We start from the raw sequence: 17,818 nt of genomic DNA, 5'->3' as shown, positions 1-17,818 counted from the left end.
GCTAACCCACCCTACGAGGCTGTGAATCTTTCATTTCGGCTGGGCGGATGTAGCGGAGATCAAGGCCGTCGTGATTCTCTGTGTGCCTTGATTCGGCGGAGGGGATGATGGCTGACGAAGAGCTATTTGGAGAGCTGCCGGAACAGGCGAAGCCGCGAGCAGGTGCAGAGCCGGTTGGAGCGCCGCGGCTGCGCGAGCCGATGCGTGACCAGATCGAACTGCGTGCCGTGGATATCGAGAGCCTGATCGGGCAAGAGCATCCGGCGCGCGTGATCTGGGCCTATGTTGAGGGGCTGGACCTGAGCGAGCTTGAGGATCGGGTCAAGGCGCGGGAGAATACGCCCGGTCATCCGCCGCCATCGCCACGACTGCTGCTGGCGCTTTGGCTTTACGCCACGAGCGATGGCGTGGGCAGCGCGCGTGCGCTGGACCGCCTCTGCGAGAGCCATGACGTCTATCGCTGGCTATGTGGCGGAGTGTCGATGAACTATCACACGCTGTCGGACTTCCGGGTCGGCTGTGCCGACCTGCTCGACCGCCTGCTGAGCGAGCATCTGGCGGCGCTGAGCAAGGCGGGGCTGGTCGATCTGGAGAAGTTGACCCAGGACGGGGTGCGGATACGGGCCAATGCGGGGACCGGATCGTTCCGGCGGGAGGCGACGCTGGATCGGCAGATGGCGCAGGCCCAGGCTGTGGTGGAGGAGCTCAAGCGCGAGGTCGATGCGGATCCGGAAGCCAGCAATCGGCGCATTCGGGCCGCGAGGGAGCGCGCGGCGCGCGAACGCAGCGAGCGGGTGCAGGCGGCGCAAGCGGCGCTGGCCGAGATCAAGCGCAAGCGAAAGCAGCTCGACGAGAAGGGCGGCAATGGCAAAAAGCCGAAGGAGGCGCGGGCCTCCACCACCGACCCGCAGGCGCGGGTGATGAAGATGGCGGATGCCGGCTTTCGTCCAGCCTACAACGTGCAGGTGGCCAGCGCGGCGGGCGAGCTGATCGTGGTCACGGTCGACGTCGACAACAATGGATCGGATCGCGGCCTGATGCGGCCGATGCTGGAACGAACGCGATCACTGCTGGGCCGCTTTCCCCGCCGCCACCTCGTCGATGGCGGTTTCTGCAGCGCCGAGGATATCGAGTGGGCGCATAGCGAAGGCATCGACATCTACTGTCCACCAACGCAGTCCAGGAGCGGTGTCGATCCTTATTTGCCCCGGCATGGCGACGGTCCGGGCGTGTTGGCCTGGCGTGCTCGCATGGCCAGCGAAGACGGCAAAGCTCAGTACCGAGCCCGTACGATCTGCGAATGCATACATGCCCGCTGGCGCAACTGGGACCTGCGGCAATTGACCGTCCGCGGTATCGAAAAGGTCCGCGCCGTCGTCCTCTGGTACGCGCTCACCAACAACATCCTGCAGGGCCACCATCTCGCCAAACCATAGTGGCACCCACAGTCCGCCTCGTCACAGCCCTCGGATCAACTCAACTCGCCATTTCCCTGCCGGCCAATCTCCGCAGATCCAATAGCTTCACAGGCTCTACGGTTTTCCGCCGCGTTGCGCCCCCACGCACCATGATCAACGCCGCCGCCGTCACCTCCAGCGCGATGCAGACATAGAACGGCAGCGCGTAGCCGCCGGAGACATCGCGCAGAAAGCCGACGACGCCCGGGCCGAACGCATAAGTGACCTGGTTGATCGCGGTGTTCAGGCTGATCAGCACGCCGAACGAGGCGGAATCGAACTCCCGCTGCACGATCAGCGATGGCAGCGTGATGAGATTGCCCACGGAGAAGCCGAACACCGCGCAGGCGGCGATCAGCACGTAATCATTGTGCAGGTTGATGACGACGCAGAGTGCCGCCGCCTGGCTCAGGAACGACAGCGCGGAGGCGAGCCGCTGGTTGAGGCGATCGATCACCATCGAGAACAGCACGCGGCCGACCACCGCCATCGCCGTCAGCACTGCGACGGCGATCGCCGCACGCTCGCGCCCGATCACGGAATCGAGGAACGAGATCAGGTGCACGATGAAGCCGACCTGCGCGAACAGCACCAGCGCGAACGCAATCGTCACGGTGAGGAAACCGACATCGCGCAGCGCCTCTTTGCGGATCTGCGTCGATGATTGCGGCTTGGCCTTTGTCGCCGCATGCCAGCCATGGAGATCCGGCGGCCGGCCGACGACGATCAGGATCACCGGCACGAGCAGCACCAGCATGGCGCCGGCGGCGGCGAACATCGCGCGCGCGAAGCCGACATGGCCGATCATCGTCACGAGCAGCGGCACGCCGGCAATACCGCCGAAGCTGGCGCCATTGAGCGCAAGGCTGATCGCCATGCCGCGCTTCTGATCGAACCAGAGGCTGATCGTGTTGGTGATCATGGCAAGACTGGTGCCGGCCCAGCCGAAGGCGAGCACCGCATCGGCGAGGTAAAGCTGCCAGGGCTCGCGCACCGCACCGATCGCAACTGCGGCCGCCGACATCGCCAGCGTGCCGGCGATCAGGCAGCGCCGCGGCCCGTATGTCCTGATCGCCTCGCCGACGAAGACGACGAGCAGCGCACCGAACAGATAGAAGAACGTCGTGCCCGAGGAGATCAGCGAGGCCGACCAGCCATGCGCGCGCTGGAGCTCGGCGACATAGACGCTCTGCCCGTAGAAGCCGAGCCCCCAGCCGAAGGTCGCGAGCAGGAAGCAGACCGCAACGATGCGCCAGCCTTCGTAGCGGAAGGAGGATTCGTCGATGGCAGGAGGGCTTGGTGCGTCCACTTGTTATTCTCGTTGTCGTTTTTCTTCGTCATGCCCGGGCATAGCCGTCCGAAGGACGGCGTCGCTTCCGCTCGCCTTTGTCCCGGGCATCCACGTTCTTTCAGGCACCGTCATTCCGGGATGGTCCGCAAGACCAGACCCGGAATCTCGAGATTCCGGGTTCGATGCTGCGCATCGCCCCGGAATGACGATTTGGCGGCCAAGAACGTGGATGGCCGGGGCAAGCCCGGCCATGACGACATCTATTAGCAGCGGCCGCAAGGCCCGAAGCTTCGATCCGTATCGAAGCATCAAGATTGCTGCCAGGCTCCTGCCAGTCTCAGATCGCGTCCGGGAACTCGCCCATAGCCGCTTCCAACCGTTCCTTGCGGCGGCGGGCCCAGGAGGCGAGCGAGAGGACGGCAAGACCAAGCAACACCGGCGGGAACACCACCATGTTCACCGCGGACCAGCCATAATTCGCGAGCAACTGGCCGGAGGAGAACGAGCCGATCGCCATCATGCCGAACACCAGGAAATCGTTGAAGGCCTGGACCTTGTTGCGCTCCTGCGGGCGGTGCGTCTCCAGCACCAGCGCAGAGGCGCCGATGAAGGAGAAATTCCAGCCGACACCGAGCACGATCAACGTGGCCCAGAAGTGCATCGCGGTGATGCCGGAGAGCCCGATCGCGGCCGCACCGGCCTCCAGCAGCAGACCGGCGGCAACGATTCTGGGCGCGCCGAAGCGGGCGATCAGCGCGCCCGTGAAGAAGCTCGGCCCGTACATGGCGACGATGTGCCATTGGATACCGAAATTGGAATCGCTGACGCTGAGCCCGCAGAGCTTCATGGCGAGCGGCGCCGAGGTCATCACCAGGTTCATCATGGGATAGGCGATCACGCCGCACAGCGCAGCCGCGATGAAGCGCGGCTGGGTCACGATCGTGACGAGCGGCCGGCCGCCATGAAGATCGGCCGCCGCCGGCTTCGGCATGTCGACCCCGGCGACGATGCCCATCGCCACCAGCGCCACCGCGGCCTGCACCAGGAAGCTGAAGGCGAACAGATAGGGCGGCCAGACGTCCATGGTCCATTGCACGAGCTGTGGACCGAGCACGCCGGCGAACACGCCGCCGGCCATCACCCAGGACACCGCCTTGGGCCGGTAGGCGGCGCTGGCGCCGTCGGCGGCGGCGAAGCGATAGGACTGCGCCACCGCGCCATAGAGGCCGCCGAGAAAGGTCGCGAGACAAAACAGCGGAAACGACGCGTGCAGGATCGCAAACGAGCCGAGCAGGCCGGTCAGCGCGCCACAGGCGGTGCCGACGACAAAGGCTGCGCGGCGGCCGAAGCGGCGCGAGATCGCGCCGGTCGGCAGCGTGCCGGCGGCAAGCCCCACCACGTACATCGACAGCGGCACGGTCGCGAGCGACATGTCGGGCGCGAGCGTCGCGCCGACGATCGAGCCGGTGGCGAAGATGACAGCCGAGTTGGCGCCGGTCAGGGCCTGCGCAGCGGCAAGGCGCACCACGTTGGCACGCGCGCGGGCGTCGTCGGCGATCTCGTCGGCTGTCACATCGATCATCGGCATTTCCGCCCGAGGGCTTGGTTGATTCCCGGCACTATGGAGACCGCGACACGGGCGGGCAACCGGCGCAAATGAGCGCAAGCCATGCCTCTGACGCAATTGCACGGAGTATAACGGGGCCGCGCTCTCGGCCGCTTGCGCTCGAGCAAGCCATATCTCGCGGTCGACCTCTGGAGATCCGATCATGTCCGTTGATGACAGGCCTACGCTTTCCGCTCCGGACGATGATCCCTGGCTCTGGCTGGAGGAGGTCGAAGGCACGCGGGCGCTCGACTTTGTCGAACGGCAGAATGGCCTGACGCTGGACAAGTTCGGCGGTCCGGCGTTCGAGCGTGACCGCGACACGCTCGCTGCAATCTACGATCGCCCGGACAACATCCCCTATGTCAGCCGCAGTGACGGCCTGCTCTACAATCTCTGGAAGGATGCAAGCCATCCGCGCGGCCTGTGGCGGCGAACCGCCATCGCGGAATTTCGCAAATCCGATCCATCCTGGGAGACCCTGCTCGACATCGACCAGCTCGCGGCAGCGGAAGGCGAGGACTGGCTGCTGAACTGGTCGAGCTCGCTGCCCGGGAAAGCGCCGCAGACGATGCTGAGCCTGTCGCGCGGCGGCAGCGATGCCGTCACCTTGCGCGAGTTCGACCTGAACACGAAAAGCTTCGTCGCCGGCGGCTTCACATTGCCGGAAGCCAAGGGTGGGGCGATCTGGGTTGATCCCGACACGCTGCTGTTATCCAGCGCCCTCGGCGAGGGCATGGCGACGACCTCGGGTTATGCGCGAACCGTGCGCCTGTGGCGGCGCGGCGAGCCCGTGGAGCAGGCGCGCGTGGTGTTTGAGACCACGTCCGATCGGATGAGCGCCTACTGCGACGTCGATCGGACCGGCGCGGCGCCGCGCGTGCTGTTCAACGACCGGCAGGACTTCTTCAACTTCGACGTCTGGCTCGGCAGCGAGCGTGGCGCAACCGTCAAGCTCGACCTGCCCTCCGACATCTGGCTGCAATTGCACGGCGACTGGATCGCAGTGAAGCTGCGCTCGGCCTGGACCGTCGGCGGCGTCACCCATGCTGCGGATACCGTGCTCGGCATCTCGCTGTCGGCCTTCCTGGCGGGAAAGCGCGACTTTGCCGTGATCTTCCCGCCATCACCGCGCCGTGCTCTGCAAGGCTTGTTCTGGGCCAAGGGCAGGCTTGTGCTGTCCATCCTCGATGAGTTGCGGCCGGTGTTCGAAATCTGCACGCCGTCCTCGGCCGGCTGGAGTCGCGAACGCCTGCACGGGCTTCCCGCGATCGGCGTCGTCGACGTCTGGCGCTTCGATAGCCACGAATCCGAAAGCAATGGCGACCTGCTCGCCAACGTCCAGGATCCGCTCACGCCGCCGTCCCTGATGCTGATCGAGCCTGACGTCGCGAGCCCCACCGTGCTGAAGCAGGCGCCGCGGACGTTCAACGCACATGGTCTCGTCGTCACGCAGCACGAGGCGACCTCGATCGACGGCGATCGCATTCCTTATGTGCAGACTGGCCCCGCCGGCGAGACCGGCGATGCGCCGGTTTACATGAGCGCCTATGGCGGCTTCGGACTGTCGGTTAAGCCCTATTACAATTCCGGACTCGGCAAGCTGTGGCTGGAGCGCGGCGGCACCACGGTGCAGGCGAATTTGCGCGGCGGCGGCGAGTTCGGCACGCGCTGGCACGATGCCGGCCGGCTCGCCGGCAAGAGACTGTCGCATGATGATTTCGCGGCCGTCGCCGCCGACCTCGTCCGCCGCGGCGTCACGCGAGCGAAGCGCATCGCGGCGCAAGGCGGGTCGAACGGCGGAATCCTCATCACCAACATGCTGACGCGATACCCTGAGCGTTTCGGCGCGCTGTTCTGCACGATCCCGCTGATCGACATGCGCCGCTACACAAAGCTGCTCGCGGGCGCGAGCTGGATCGCGGAATATGGCGACCCTGACAAGGTGGAGGAGTGGGAGTGGCTGAAGACCTACTCCGCCTATCACAACGCAAGGCCCGGCCAGCCCTATCCGCCGATCCTGATCGCCACCACGCGGCGGGACGATCGCGTCCATCCCGGGCATGCACGCAAGATGGCCGCAAAGCTCCAGGCGATGGGCTATGAAGCCTATTTCTACGAGCCCGCAGCGGGCGGCCACGGCTACGGCAAGGACAACAAGGAACGCGCCGGCTTCGAGGTGCTGGGCTTCCGGTTTTTGAAGGACAAGATCGGCTGGCAGGACGGCGAGGCCTGACAGCCTTGTGTCCTGAGGCGAATGGCTTTGGTTGAATCAGTGCACGCCAAGCACGTCCTTCACCTCTCCCGCTTGCGGGGGAGGTCGGCGCGAAGCGCCGGGTGGGGGCTTTCTCCAAACGGGGAATATCTCCATCGCGGAAGCACCCCCACCCCAGCCCTCCCCCGCAAGCGGGAGAGGGAGCGCACCTTCTTTGCGGCCTAACGCGCAAACACCAGCGTGAGGTTGTTCGCGGGCATGTCGATGACATCGACGAGGCCAAGGCTGGCTGCTTGCGCGAGCTTCTCGACGTCGGCAACGTCCCGCACGCCCCATTCCGGATTGCCTTCGCGCAAGGAGGTGTCGAACACGGCATTGCTCAGCGCGGTGTGCTTGCCGTCGCGCTTGAACGGGCCGTAGAGGAACAGCTTGCCATCGGCCCGCAGATAACGGCCGGCGCCAGCGAACATGCCCTCGGCCACGTTCCAGGGCGCGATGTGGATGACATTGGCGCAGAAGATGGCCGCTAGGCTCGCCGGCCCCTGCCCGCTCTTCATCTCCGGGCACCAGTCCGGATCGGAGAGGTCGATCCGCAGCGGCGGGCGGATGTTCGGCAGGCCCGAATGGATGCGCCAGGCCTCGATGCTCTTCAGATGCCGCTGGTTGAGGTCGCTGGGCCACCAGGTGAGGCCGGGCGAATGGCGGGCGAAGTGAACCACATGCTGGCCGGTTCCGCTCCCGACCTCGACCACATGGCCCGAAAGACCGGCGAGGTGCTTTTCCAGCGCCGCCCAGATCGGTTCGTGATTGCGATGAAACGCCGGCGCATCGAGGCGGCCGTCCGGCTCGACCCGTCCACCGTCCCTGCCAAATTCAACGACATGTTCAGCCAATTGAGGTCCCCGAAAGATGAGAAAGAAATGAAAACATCATGAAGCCAGAGAACGCCCCGCAATAATGGCCCGCGCCCAGGCCGAATCCGCCGAAGAGATAACCTCAGGGTTGCAATGCGGCAGATATTAACGCCATTTTGTGGCGTGCATAGTCTTGATTGTCAGGCGATGCCCTTTGTGCTTTGAGCATTGTATTTCCACGAATGAGATCATCGACATAACGGTTCGGAACGACGCCTTGACCGCCCTCCTCCGGAAGCCCTCCCTGACGTTCATGCTGGCCATCCTGGCCGGCCTTGCCGTGAGCCCGGCTCGGGCGCAATCCGCTGTGGCCGAGGGCCAGAAGCTCGCCTTCGACCGCGGTAAGGGCAATTGCCTGACCTGCCACGTCATCAAGGGCGGCGACCTGCCCGGAACGATCGGCCCCGAGCTCAAGGACATCAAGAGCAGATATCCTGACCGCAACGAGCTGTTCGCCATTCTGTTCGATGAGACCAAGCGCAATCCGCAGACCATGATGCCGCCGTTCGGGCGGAACCGGATTTTGACCGAACAGGAGATCAACGCGATCGTTGATTTCCTGCAAACCCTGTGACGGCTGGCACGCCAGGAGACCAAAGATGACCACGATCAACGGCCCTCTCGCGACGCGGCGCCTGATCCTTCAGGGCGCGGCCTCCGTCGCGCTGATCGGCCTCGGCAATTTGCCGTTTGGCGCCCAGCCCGCGCGCGCCGCGGCCAACGACAAATATCCCGAAGAGGCGTTCAAGCAGAAGAGCGAGGCCGACGCGATCAAGGCGCTCTATGGCAAGACCGCGGAGCCCTCCGACAAGGTCAAGCTCGATGCGCCGGAGATCGCCGAGAACGGCGGCGTGGTGCCGATCGCAGTGTCGACGACGCTCGACAAGGTGACCTCGATCTCCTTGTTCGTGGCCGAGAACCCGAATGCGCTCGCAGCTTCCTACAAGATCCCGGACGGCACGATTCCCAGCGTCGCCAACCGCCTGAAGATGGCGAAGACCACCAACGTGGTCGCGATCGTCGAGTCTGACGGCAAGCTCTACAGCGCGACGAAGGAAGTGAAAGTCACCGTCGGCGGCTGCGGCGGCTAACGGCGAAGGAGATCGAGATGGCATCCACCATTCGCGTGCGCGCCACAGCCAACGGCGACATCACCGAGGTGCTGGCGCTGATCCAGCACCCCATGGATTCCGGCTTCGTCAAGGACTCCAAGGGCGAGCTGATCCCGGCGCATTTCATCCAGGAGCTGAAGTTCGAACATAACGGCAAGGACGTCTTCGTTGCCGACTGGGGCCCGGCCGTCTCCAAGGACCCCTACGTCAAGTTCAGCTTCAAGGGGGCCAAGAAGGGCGACGAGCTCAATATCTCCTGGGTCGACAACAAGGGTGCGTCGGACGCGACCACCGCGAAGATTTCGTGATGAAGGTCCGGTCTGCAATCCTTCTCGGCTCCGTCTGCGCTGCGCTTGTCGCGTTTGCGCTCGCATCTTCGCATGTCAACGCGGCCGACAAGATCGATCCCGCTGCCGACGCCAAGGCGTTCCAGAACTTCTTCTTCCAGAAGTTTCCGAACGTGAAGCACGAGGATTTCGTCAACGGTCCCTATTCCATGAACGAGGACATGAAGCGGCAGTGGCAGGAGAAGGAGGAATTCCCGCCCTACGAGTTCGCGCTCGATGCCGGCAAGGAGATGTTTGCGACGCCGTTCAAGAACGGCAAGACCTATGCCGACTGCTTCCCGAACGGCGGCATCGGCATCCGGCAGAACTATCCCTACTTCGACGAGAAGGAAGGCAAGGTCGTCACGCTGGAACTCGCGCTCAACCGCTGCCGCGAGACGAATGGCGAGGCGCCCTATTCCTACGTCAAGGACGAGATGGCCTCGCTGACCGCCTATATGGCCTACACCTCGCGCGGCAAGCCGATGGACATCAAGATCCCCGATGATCCGCGCGCGCTTGCGGCGTTCGAGAACGGCAAGCGCTATTTCTACACCCGCCGCGGCCAGATGAATTTCTCCTGCGCAAGCTGTCATGTGCAGAGCCCGGGCGAGCGTATCCGCGCCGAGATCCTGGCGCCGGCGCTCGGCATCCTCAATGCGATGCCGATCTACCGCTCCGAATGGAGCGGCATGGGCACGACCAGCCGCCGCTTCATCACCTGCAACAGTCAGACCCGCGCGGTTCCGCTGGAGCCGCAGTCGGACGAGTATCGTGACGTCGAGTACTTCCTCTCCTACGTCGCCAACGGCCTGCCGATTTCCGGACCGGGAGCGCGGCCATGAAGCGGTCACTTTCCCTCGCACTGCTGCTCGCAGTGATCTTCGCGCTGCCCTCGGCACGCGCGGCAACGGAAGCGGACTACAAGGCGGCCTACGCCGCCGCGGAAGCCGCTTCCAAGGAGGCGGCCGGCTTGCGCAACCAATGGACCACGACCATCTCGACCCTGGCGGCAGCGAAAAAGGCGGCCGATGGCGGCGATTTCGACCGCGCGGTTGCCGCAGCGAAAGAGGCCGAGGTGCTGGCCAGAGCGTCAATCTTCCAGGCCACGTCCGAAAAAGAAGCCTGGAAGACGATGGAAATCCGCTAGACTGGATTCCCTTGGAACCGTCGAGCTGTCGTTAAGGGGCGCGGAGTACTGAGCATGGCCATCCGCCGCCGCGATTTCCTGAAGAGCGCAGGCGCCATCGCCGCATCGGTCGGCCTGCCGCGGCTTGCGCGCGGTGCCGACACCGCGAGCGTCTACGAGCTCGAACGTTTCGGCAATGCGCGGATCCTGCACATCACCGATACGCATGCACAGCTCAATCCGGTCTATTTTCGCGAGCCCAGCGTCAACATCGGCATCGGCGAGATGGCGGGACGGCCGCCGCATCTGGTCGGCCGCGCGTTTCTGGACCATTTCGGCATCCGGTCCGACAGCGCGGATGCCTATGCCTTTAGCTGCTTCGAGTTCGAGAAATCCGCGGCACGCTTCGGCAAGCTCGGCGGCTTTGCCCATCTGAAGACGCTGATCGACCGCTTACGCGGCGATGTCGGCGAGAAGCACGCCGTGCTCGTCGACGGCGGTGACCTCTGGCAGGGCACGGGGCTCGCCAACGTCATGCAAGGCCGCGACATGGTCGAGGTCGCCAATCTGCTCGGCATCGAGGCGATGACCGGGCATTGGGAATTCACCTATGGCGAGCAGGCGCTGCGCGACAATCTCGAGCGCTTCAAGGGCGAATTCCTGGCGCAGAACGTCTTCCTGACCGAGGAGGCCGCGTTCAACGACGCCCGCGCCTTCGACAAGGCCACCGGCCGCGTGTTCAAACCCTCAATGATCCGGGAGCTCGGCGGCCATCGCGTCGCGATCATCGGCCAGGCCTTCCCATACGTGCCGATCGCACATCCCAAGCGGTTCACGCCGGACTGGACCTTCGGCATCCGCGAGGAGGAACTGCAGAAGCATGTCGACGGCCTGCGCGGCCACGACAAGGTCGATGCCGTCATCCTGCTGTCGCATAACGGCATGGATGTCGACCTCAAGCTCGCAAGCCGCGTTACCGGCATCGACGTCATCCTCGGCGGCCATACCCACGACGCCGTGCCGCAGCCGGTTGCGGTGAAGAATGCAAACGGCACGACGCTCGTCACCAATGCCGGCTCCAACGGAAAATTCGTGGGCGTGCTCGATCTCGCGCTCGACAAGGGCAAGATTGGCGACATCAGATATCATCTGCGGCCGGTCTATTCCGAACTATTGAAGCCCGATCCGGCGATGGCCGAACTGATCGGCCGGGTGCGCGCGCCGCGCGTGACGGACTGGTCGGAGAAGATCGCGACCGCCGACCGGCTGCTCTATCGCCGCGGCAATTTTTCCGGTCCCGTCGATCAGTTGATCTGCACCGCGCTGCGCACCGAACTCAATGCAGAGATCGCGCTGTCGCCGGGCTTCCGCTGGGGTGTCACCGCGCTGTCCGGCCAGCCGCTGACCATGGAGGACGTGCTCGCGGAGACCGCGATCACCTATCCCGAGACTTACGTGCAGGAGATGACCGGCGCGCAGATCAAGGACGTGCTCGAGGACATCTGCGACAACCTCTTCAACGCCGATCCCTATTATCAGCAGGGTGGCGACATGGTCCGCGCCGGCGGTCTCACTTACACCTGCACCCCGGCAGGCGCGGTTGGCAGCCGCATCTCAGAGCTCAAGCTCGACAACGGCAAGACGCTTGCCGCGAACAGGCGTTACAAGGTCGCAGGCTGGGCCTCGATCAACGCCCAGCACGGCGCGCCGGTGTGGGATATCGTCGGCAAATATCTGCGGTCGGGCCGGATGCCCGAGCCGTACCACTCCGGCGTCACGCTGAAGGGCGTCGAGGACAATCCGGGCATTGTAGGACAGGGATGACGCGGTTGCAGATGTTTCGCGCGATGATACTGGCGCTGTTCGCTTTCACTATAGTGGCGCCAGCGGCGGCCCAGCAGGTGCCGCTCCAGGACAAGCCGTTCGCGGAACACAAGATCGTACTGCAACTGTCCGACGGCGATGCCCGGAAGCAGGCGCTGGTGCTGAGCGTCGCCAATAACCTGTTGAAGTTCTACGACCCCGACAAGGTCGCGATCGAGGTCGTGGCGTTCGGTCCCGGCATTGACCTGCTGCTGACCGGCAGCGACCATCGCAAGCAGGTCGAAAGCCTGATCGCCCAGGGCGTGCGCTTCGACATCTGCCTCAACACCGTCGACACGATCGAGCGGGACAGCGGCAAGCGGCCGGACTTCATCCCCTCCGCCACCCCGGTCCAGGTCGGGGTCGGGCAGATCCTGTTCCTGACCGAGAACGGCTACACGCTGGTCAGGCCGTAACTCCGCAGCCCCCTGCCGTCATCGTCCCGGCGAAGGCCGGGACGACACCGAGTGTGTGGCACCAGCTCACCGTCATTCCGGGGCGCCTCGTGAGAGGCGAACCCGGAATCCATCCCTCCACGAGCTCTGCGGCCAATTGGATCCCGGGCTCGATGCCTCGCATATCGCCCCGGAATGACAGCGCGGAAGAGCTGCCAAGGGCAGCAATAATCTTCTAAATATACGTCTCGAAGCAGTGAATTGCTTCTCTTTTTGATCGCTGGCGTAGTAGAATTTGAAATCCCCTGACGCCGAGGTTCGCCATGATCTTCCGCCAGCTCTTCGACAGTGTTTCGGGCACCTACAGCTACGTCCTCGCGAGCCGCCCCGGCGGCGAGGCACTGATTCTCGATCCCGTGCTGGAGAAGGTCGATCGCTACTGCCAATTGCTGCGCGAGCTCGACCTCAAGCTGGTCAAGGCCGTCGACACCCATCTGCATGCCGACCATGTCACCGGCCTCGGCGAGCTGCGCGACCGCACCCATTGCATGACCATCATGGGCGATCAGAGCAAGGCCGACGTGGTGGCGATGCGCGTCTCCGACGGCGACAAGGTGACGATCGAAGGCCTGTCGCTCGACGTGATGTACACGCCCGGCCACACCGACGATTCCTATTCCTATCTGATGGGCGACCGCGTCTTCACCGGCGACACGCTGCTGATCCGCGGCACCGGCCGCACCGATTTCCAGAACGGCTCTTCGCGCGCACAATACGACTCGATCTTCAATCGCCTGCTCAAGCTGCCGGACGAGACGCTGGTCTTCCCGGCGCATGACTACAAGGGCGACACCGTTTCCACCATCGGCGAGGAGAAGCGCTACAACCCGCGCCTCCAGGTGCGCTCGGTCGACGAATATATCGAGCTGATGGCCAATCTGAAGCTGCCCAATCCGAAGATGATGGATGTGGCGATCCCCGCCAACATGCATGTCGGCCTGCATCAGGAGGAGCTCGAGAAAGAAGGCCGCGTGCTCAGCGCGGTCGAGGCGATCCGCTCGCTCGGCCGGCCCGACATCCTCTTGGTCGACCTGCGCGAGAGCAACGAGCGCGCCAAGCACGGCATGCTCGAAGGCGCACTGCACACGCCCTACGCCACCGTCGAGGAGAGCCTGAAGCCCGGCGGCATGCTGCGCGAAGTCGCGGCCGCCACCGGCCGGCGCGTCGTGTTCTTCTGCGCCTTCGGCGAGCGCTCGGCGATGGCGGTGGCGGCAGCGAAAGAGGCTGGCCTTGCCAACACCGCCCACATCGCCGGCGGCATCGACGCCTGGAAGAAGGCCGGCGGTCCGGTGGTGCAGGCCTGAGGGCCCTCATCGGCGGTTTGAGATATGTCAGGAACCCCTGGCGGTTTCCGGCTAAAACCGGATGCAGAATCACCATCCGGGACCAGCCATGGCCAAGCCCGCCAAGACCAGCGCGCCGCCCAAGAAGGCCGACGACAAGGCGAAGAAGCCGCAGCCTCCACGCGACACTGACGACGACTACGAAGACGGCGACATCGCCACGCCGAAGCGCGACCGTTACGGCAATGATGACGAGCCGTTGTGAGGGTATGCTTTCGCACATTCTCCAGTGTCGTCCCGGCGAAGGCCGGGACCCAACCGCGTGATCTATCGATTGCGGTCGGTCGAAGTACCGAAACGACGATCTTCGCCAAACTGCTCCCTGGACACACGATGTGGAGGCACAATATTGCCCCTCGCTTCCCACCACGCACTACCTGCCATGCGCTGCCGTTCATGGACAAATAACCGGCCTGCCCGATAGTTTGCGCATCGCTCAGGACGCAACACGGAACTGCAATGGTCGACGTTCTCGCCGCACCGCAACAAGGCAAGGCGGACAGCGCGCTGCGCACGCTGACTGGAATCTCGATCGCGCATTGGGTCAGCCATTTTCATCTATTCGTCCTGCCGATGCTGTTCCCCTTCCTGAAGAGCCAGCTCGGCGTCGGCTATATCGAGCTCGGCTTCGCGCTGACCGTGTTCGCGGTCGTGTCCGGCCTGACCCAGGCGCCGACCGGCTATCTCGTCGACCATTTTGGCGCGCGGAAGATCCTGCTGGCGGGACTTGTCCTCGGCGGCTTCGCGCTGATCGTGCTCGGCCTGCACTTAAGCTACGCTTCGCTGATCGCCTGCGCCGTGCTGCTCGGGCTCGCCAACAGCGTCTATCACCCCGCTGATTACGCGATCCTCGCCGAGCACATGGATGAGGCGCGAATGGGCCGCGCCTTCTCGATCCACACCTTCGCCGGCTTTCTCGGCGGCGCAGTCGCGCCGGCCATCGTTGCGGCGCTCGTCACCGTGTCCGGAGGCGTCGGCGCGCTGATCGCATCGGGCGCGATCGGCGTGCTGGTGGCGCTGCTGCTGGTTCTCATGAACATTCCCGACGCCGGCGCGCACAAGAAGAAGCCGGGCAGCGCGAACGCGCCGAAGCAGGTCGTCATCACGCCGGCGCTGATCATGCTGACGGCGCTCTTCATGCTGCTGAGCCTCTCGGTCGCCGGCATCAACAATTTCGGCGTGGTCGCGTTGATGAGCGGCTATGGGGCCTCCTATTCCACTGCCAATGTCGTACTGACGGCGTTCCTCGCAGCCAGCGCCATCGGCGTGCTCGCGGGCGGCTTCCTCGCCGATCACACCGAGCGTCACGGCCAGGTCGCCGCGGCCTGCTTTGCCGCGAACGCGGCGATCGTGCTTCTGATCGCGCTCGTCATCCTGCCGGGCTGGGCCCTCACTGCTGCGATGACGGCCGCGGGCTTCCTTTCCGGCGTGATCGCGCCTTCCCGCGACATGCTGGTGCGCAATGCCACACCTCCCGGCGCCGCCGGCCGCGCCTTCGGTATCGTCTCCACCGGCTTCAATCTCGGCGGCATCGTCAGCCCGCTGCTGTTCGGCTGGATCATGGATCAGAACGCGCCGCACTGGGTGTTCGGCGCTTCGGTGATCTTCATGGTGGCGACGGTGGTGCTGTCGCCGTTCACGGAGCGGCGGCCGCAAGCCACTGCGAATTGAGTGGTCGGTATCGCCACGAATTCAACTGTCGTCCCGGCGAAGGCCGGGACCATCAACCACAGGGAGTAGTTGCGGCGCGAGACTGGTAACCAGGAGTCTTCGCCCAACTTCTCCCTGGGGTTATCGCGACGAGCGCAAGCGCTCGCGCGGGGGTCCCGGATCTGCGCTCCGCTTCGCTGCGCTTGTCCGGGACGACGAGTGGAGAAATAATCGGCAGCAAGCTTGGGGCCTGAGAATGCACTCAAGCACAACAACAACCCGGGAAGAAACACATGACCAATCCTGATCTCGTGATCCGCGGCGGCACGATCGCGGATGGACGCGGCGGCGAGCTGTTCGAGGCCGACGTCGCGATCATCGGCGGCAAGATCAGCGAGGTCGGGAAGGTTGCTTCAAAGGGACAGGAAGAGATCGACGCGCGCGGCAAACTGGTGACGCCGGGCTTCGTCGACGTTCACACGCATTATGACGGCCAGGTCACCTGGAGCCAGGACATCACGCCGTCCTCGCAGAACGGCGTCACCACCGCGATCATGGGCAATTGCGGCGTCGGCTTTGCGCCGTGCAAGCCGGATGACCACACTCGCCTGATCCAGCTCATGGAGGGCGTCGAGGACATTCCCGAACCGGTGCTGAGCGCCGGCATTCCCTGGGCCTGGGAGAGTTTTCCGGACTACATGAACTGGCTGTCGAAGCGCGATTTCGACATCGATGTCGGCGCGCAACTGCCGCATGCCGCGCTGCGCGTCTATGTCATGGGCGAGCGCGGCGCGCGCCGTGATCCTTCGACCGCCGAGGACAATGCCGCGATGGCAAAGCTCGCGGGCGAGGCCGTGCGCGCCGGCGCACTCGGCTTCTCGACCTCGCGCACGCTCAACCACCGCACCTCGACCGGCGATTTCACGCCGACGCTGAAGGCGGGTGAGGACGAGCTCACCGCGATCGCCGGCGCGATGCACCGCGAGGGCCGCAGCGTGCTGCAATTCGTGCTCGATCTCTCCACCATCCACGAAGACCTGCCGATGATGCTGCGGGTCGCCGACAGCACAAAGTGCCCGATCTCGTTCTCGATCACGCAGAACGACAAGTCGCCGCGGCGCTGGCGCCAGACGCTGGACGAGATCAATGCGGCGGCGAAGCGCGGCCTCTCCATCACCGCGCAGATCGCGGCGCGCCCCGTCGGCCTGCTGCTTGGTCTCGAGCTGTCGCGCAATCCGTTCCAGACCCATCCGAGCTACAAGGCGATCGCGCATCTGCCGCTCAAGGAGCGGCTGGCGCTGCTGCATCGGCCAGACGTGCGCAAGGCGATCCTCTCGGAGACGGCGACCGCGACCGACGATCCGCTGTTCTTCCGGCCCAACTACGACAAGATGTTCCTGCTCGGCGATCCCCCGGATTACGAACAGCCGCCGGAGAACGCGCTGGGACCACAGGCGCGCAAGCAGGGCCGACAGCCGGAGGAGCTCGCTTACGATGCGATGCTGTCGGACGAGGGCCGCGGTATGCTCTACGTGCCCTTCCTCAACTATTCCGACGGCAATCTCGACGCGACGCGCGAGATGCTGATCGATCCGCAATCGGTGCCCGGCCTCTCCGATGGCGGCGCGCATTGCGGCATCATCTGCGATGCGAGCTTCCCGACCTATCTGCTGACGCACTGGACGCGCGACCGCAAGCGCGGCGAAAAGCTGTCGATTCCGTTCGTGGTCGCGGCGCAGTCGCGCAAGACCGCGCTTTCAGTCGGCCTCACCGATCGCGGCCTGATTGCGCCCGGCTACAAGGCCGACGTCAACGTCATCGACTATGACCGGCTGCATTTGCATCCGCCGAAGGTGCATTACGATCTGCCGGTTGGCGGCCGCCGCCTGCTGCAGGACGTCGACGGCTATGAGGCCACCATCGTGTCGGGCGTGGTGACTCGCCGCCACGGCGAGGCTACGGGGCAGCGGCCGGGGAAGCTGATTCGTGGCGCGCAGGGGGTGGGGCAGTAGAATAGACTGCGCGTGAGGCGCGAGGACGCCTCACCACACTCAGTGTCGTCCTGGCGAAAGCCAGGACCCAACCACAGGATGCAGTTGTGGCGCGAGGCCGGCAACCACGAGTCTTCGCTAAACCACTCCCTGTGGTTGATGGTGTGGACGGCCCCCTACGGCATCAGTGTGCCAGAATGAGGTTGTCGAAATCTCAGACAAGGGAGCCGTCCGTGAGCCAGATTATCCGCATTGGGATGGATACGTCGAAGTATATTTTTCAACTGCATGGCGTTGACGCGTCGGAACGCGTGGTGCTTCGCAAGCGGCTGAGCCGCAAGGCGATGCGGGCGTTTTTTGCCAAGCTGCCGCCGACGGTGGTGGCGATCGAGGCGTGCGGGGCCGCCCACCACCTGGCGCGAGAGCTTGGCAAGCTGGGGCACACGGCCAAGCTGATCGCGCCGCA

Annotated in this window: 16 protein-coding genes and 1 pseudogene; 14 read left to right on the top strand and 3 right to left on the bottom strand. The window is 64.6% G+C overall.

Translation table 11 applies throughout. The features are described from left to right. Positions 1-104 precede the first annotated feature (104 nt). The gene (locus AYJ54_RS24335) at positions 105-1,436 is read left to right on the top strand and encodes an IS1182-like element ISBrsp8 family transposase (RefSeq protein WP_076611642.1); all 1,332 of its coding nucleotides are present in this window, start codon (positions 105-107) and stop codon (positions 1,434-1,436) included. A gap of 40 nt (positions 1,437-1,476) precedes the next feature. On the opposite strand, the gene AYJ54_RS24330 is transcribed toward AYJ54_RS24335, so the two are convergent. Next, positions 1,477-2,766, bottom strand: a complete 1,290-nt coding sequence (locus AYJ54_RS24330) for an MFS transporter (RefSeq protein WP_063702821.1) — start codon at positions 2,764-2,766, stop codon at positions 1,477-1,479. Between the two features lie 319 nt (positions 2,767-3,085). Then, on the bottom strand, positions 3,086-4,330 hold the full coding sequence (locus tag AYJ54_RS24325) for an MFS transporter (RefSeq protein ID WP_063702825.1): 1,245 nt from the start codon (positions 4,328-4,330) through the stop codon (positions 3,086-3,088). 187 nt (positions 4,331-4,517) lie between these two features. Here AYJ54_RS24325 and AYJ54_RS24320 point away from each other — a divergent pair, with 187 nt between their 5' ends. Continuing rightward, the gene (locus AYJ54_RS24320) at positions 4,518-6,590 is read left to right on the top strand and encodes a prolyl oligopeptidase family serine peptidase (protein ID WP_063702819.1); all 2,073 of its coding nucleotides are present in this window, start codon (positions 4,518-4,520) and stop codon (positions 6,588-6,590) included. 200 nt (positions 6,591-6,790) lie between these two features. On the opposite strand, the gene AYJ54_RS24315 is transcribed toward AYJ54_RS24320, so the two are convergent. Then, positions 6,791-7,462, bottom strand: a complete 672-nt coding sequence (locus AYJ54_RS24315; RefSeq protein WP_063702817.1) for a DUF938 domain-containing protein — start codon at positions 7,460-7,462, stop codon at positions 6,791-6,793. A 238-nt stretch (positions 7,463-7,700) separates the two neighbouring features. Between AYJ54_RS24315 and soxX the strand changes: the two genes are divergently transcribed. From soxX to AYJ54_RS24260, 12 genes and pseudogenes are all read left to right on the top strand, one after another. Then, the gene (soxX, locus tag AYJ54_RS24310) at positions 7,701-8,057 is read left to right on the top strand and encodes a sulfur oxidation c-type cytochrome SoxX (RefSeq protein WP_063702823.1); all 357 of its coding nucleotides are present in this window, start codon (positions 7,701-7,703) and stop codon (positions 8,055-8,057) included. Between the two features lie 25 nt (positions 8,058-8,082). Next, entirely contained in the window at positions 8,083-8,574 is a 492-nt protein-coding gene (soxY, locus tag AYJ54_RS24305) for a thiosulfate oxidation carrier protein SoxY (protein ID WP_063702815.1), read from the top strand. Positions 8,575-8,591: 17 nt separating this feature from the next. Further along, positions 8,592-8,903 carry a thiosulfate oxidation carrier complex protein SoxZ gene (gene soxZ / locus AYJ54_RS24300; protein WP_063702813.1) on the top strand — a complete coding sequence of 104 codons (312 nt, stop codon included), beginning with the start codon at positions 8,592-8,594 and terminating at the stop codon, positions 8,901-8,903. After that, the gene (gene soxA, locus AYJ54_RS24295) at positions 8,903-9,766 is read left to right on the top strand and encodes a sulfur oxidation c-type cytochrome SoxA (RefSeq protein ID WP_063702811.1); all 864 of its coding nucleotides are present in this window, start codon (positions 8,903-8,905) and stop codon (positions 9,764-9,766) included. Before soxZ ends, soxA begins: the two co-directional genes overlap by 1 nt. Further along, positions 9,763-10,071 (top strand): hypothetical protein, encoded by a 309-nt coding sequence (locus AYJ54_RS24290; protein WP_063702809.1) that lies wholly within the window; start codon positions 9,763-9,765, stop codon positions 10,069-10,071. The genes soxA and AYJ54_RS24290 overlap by 4 nt, the downstream gene beginning before the upstream one ends. Positions 10,072-10,125: 54 nt before the next feature. Beyond that, a complete protein-coding gene (gene soxB, locus AYJ54_RS24285) occupies positions 10,126-11,874 on the top strand; it encodes a thiosulfohydrolase SoxB (RefSeq protein WP_063702807.1) in 1,749 nt (582 codons plus the stop codon). Then, entirely contained in the window at positions 11,871-12,329 is a 459-nt protein-coding gene (locus AYJ54_RS24280; RefSeq protein ID WP_063702805.1) for a DsrE family protein, read from the top strand. Before soxB ends, AYJ54_RS24280 begins: the two co-directional genes overlap by 4 nt. Positions 12,330-12,631: 302 nt before the next feature. Then, on the top strand, positions 12,632-13,672 hold the full coding sequence (locus tag AYJ54_RS24275) for an MBL fold metallo-hydrolase (protein WP_063702803.1): 1,041 nt from the start codon (positions 12,632-12,634) through the stop codon (positions 13,670-13,672). An 88-nt stretch (positions 13,673-13,760) separates the two neighbouring features. Beyond that, complete coding sequence (locus AYJ54_RS49695; protein ID WP_201724251.1) at positions 13,761-13,916, top strand: hypothetical protein; 156 nt, start codon at positions 13,761-13,763, stop codon at positions 13,914-13,916. Positions 13,917-14,170: 254 nt separating this feature from the next. After that, positions 14,171-15,382, top strand: a complete 1,212-nt coding sequence (locus AYJ54_RS24270; protein WP_063702801.1) for an MFS transporter — start codon at positions 14,171-14,173, stop codon at positions 15,380-15,382. Between the two features lie 272 nt (positions 15,383-15,654). Further along, complete coding sequence (locus AYJ54_RS24265) at positions 15,655-17,373, top strand: N-acyl-D-amino-acid deacylase family protein (protein WP_063702799.1); 1,719 nt, start codon at positions 15,655-15,657, stop codon at positions 17,371-17,373. 212 nt (positions 17,374-17,585) lie between these two features. Continuing rightward, positions 17,586-17,818: pseudogene (locus tag AYJ54_RS24260) on the top strand (IS110 family transposase); the annotation flags it as partial.

It is taken from the genome of Bradyrhizobium centrolobii (assembly GCF_001641635.1).
Taxonomy (GTDB): Bacteria; Pseudomonadota; Alphaproteobacteria; order Rhizobiales; family Xanthobacteraceae; genus Bradyrhizobium; species Bradyrhizobium centrolobii.
This window is presented reverse-complemented; position numbering and strand designations above follow the sequence as displayed.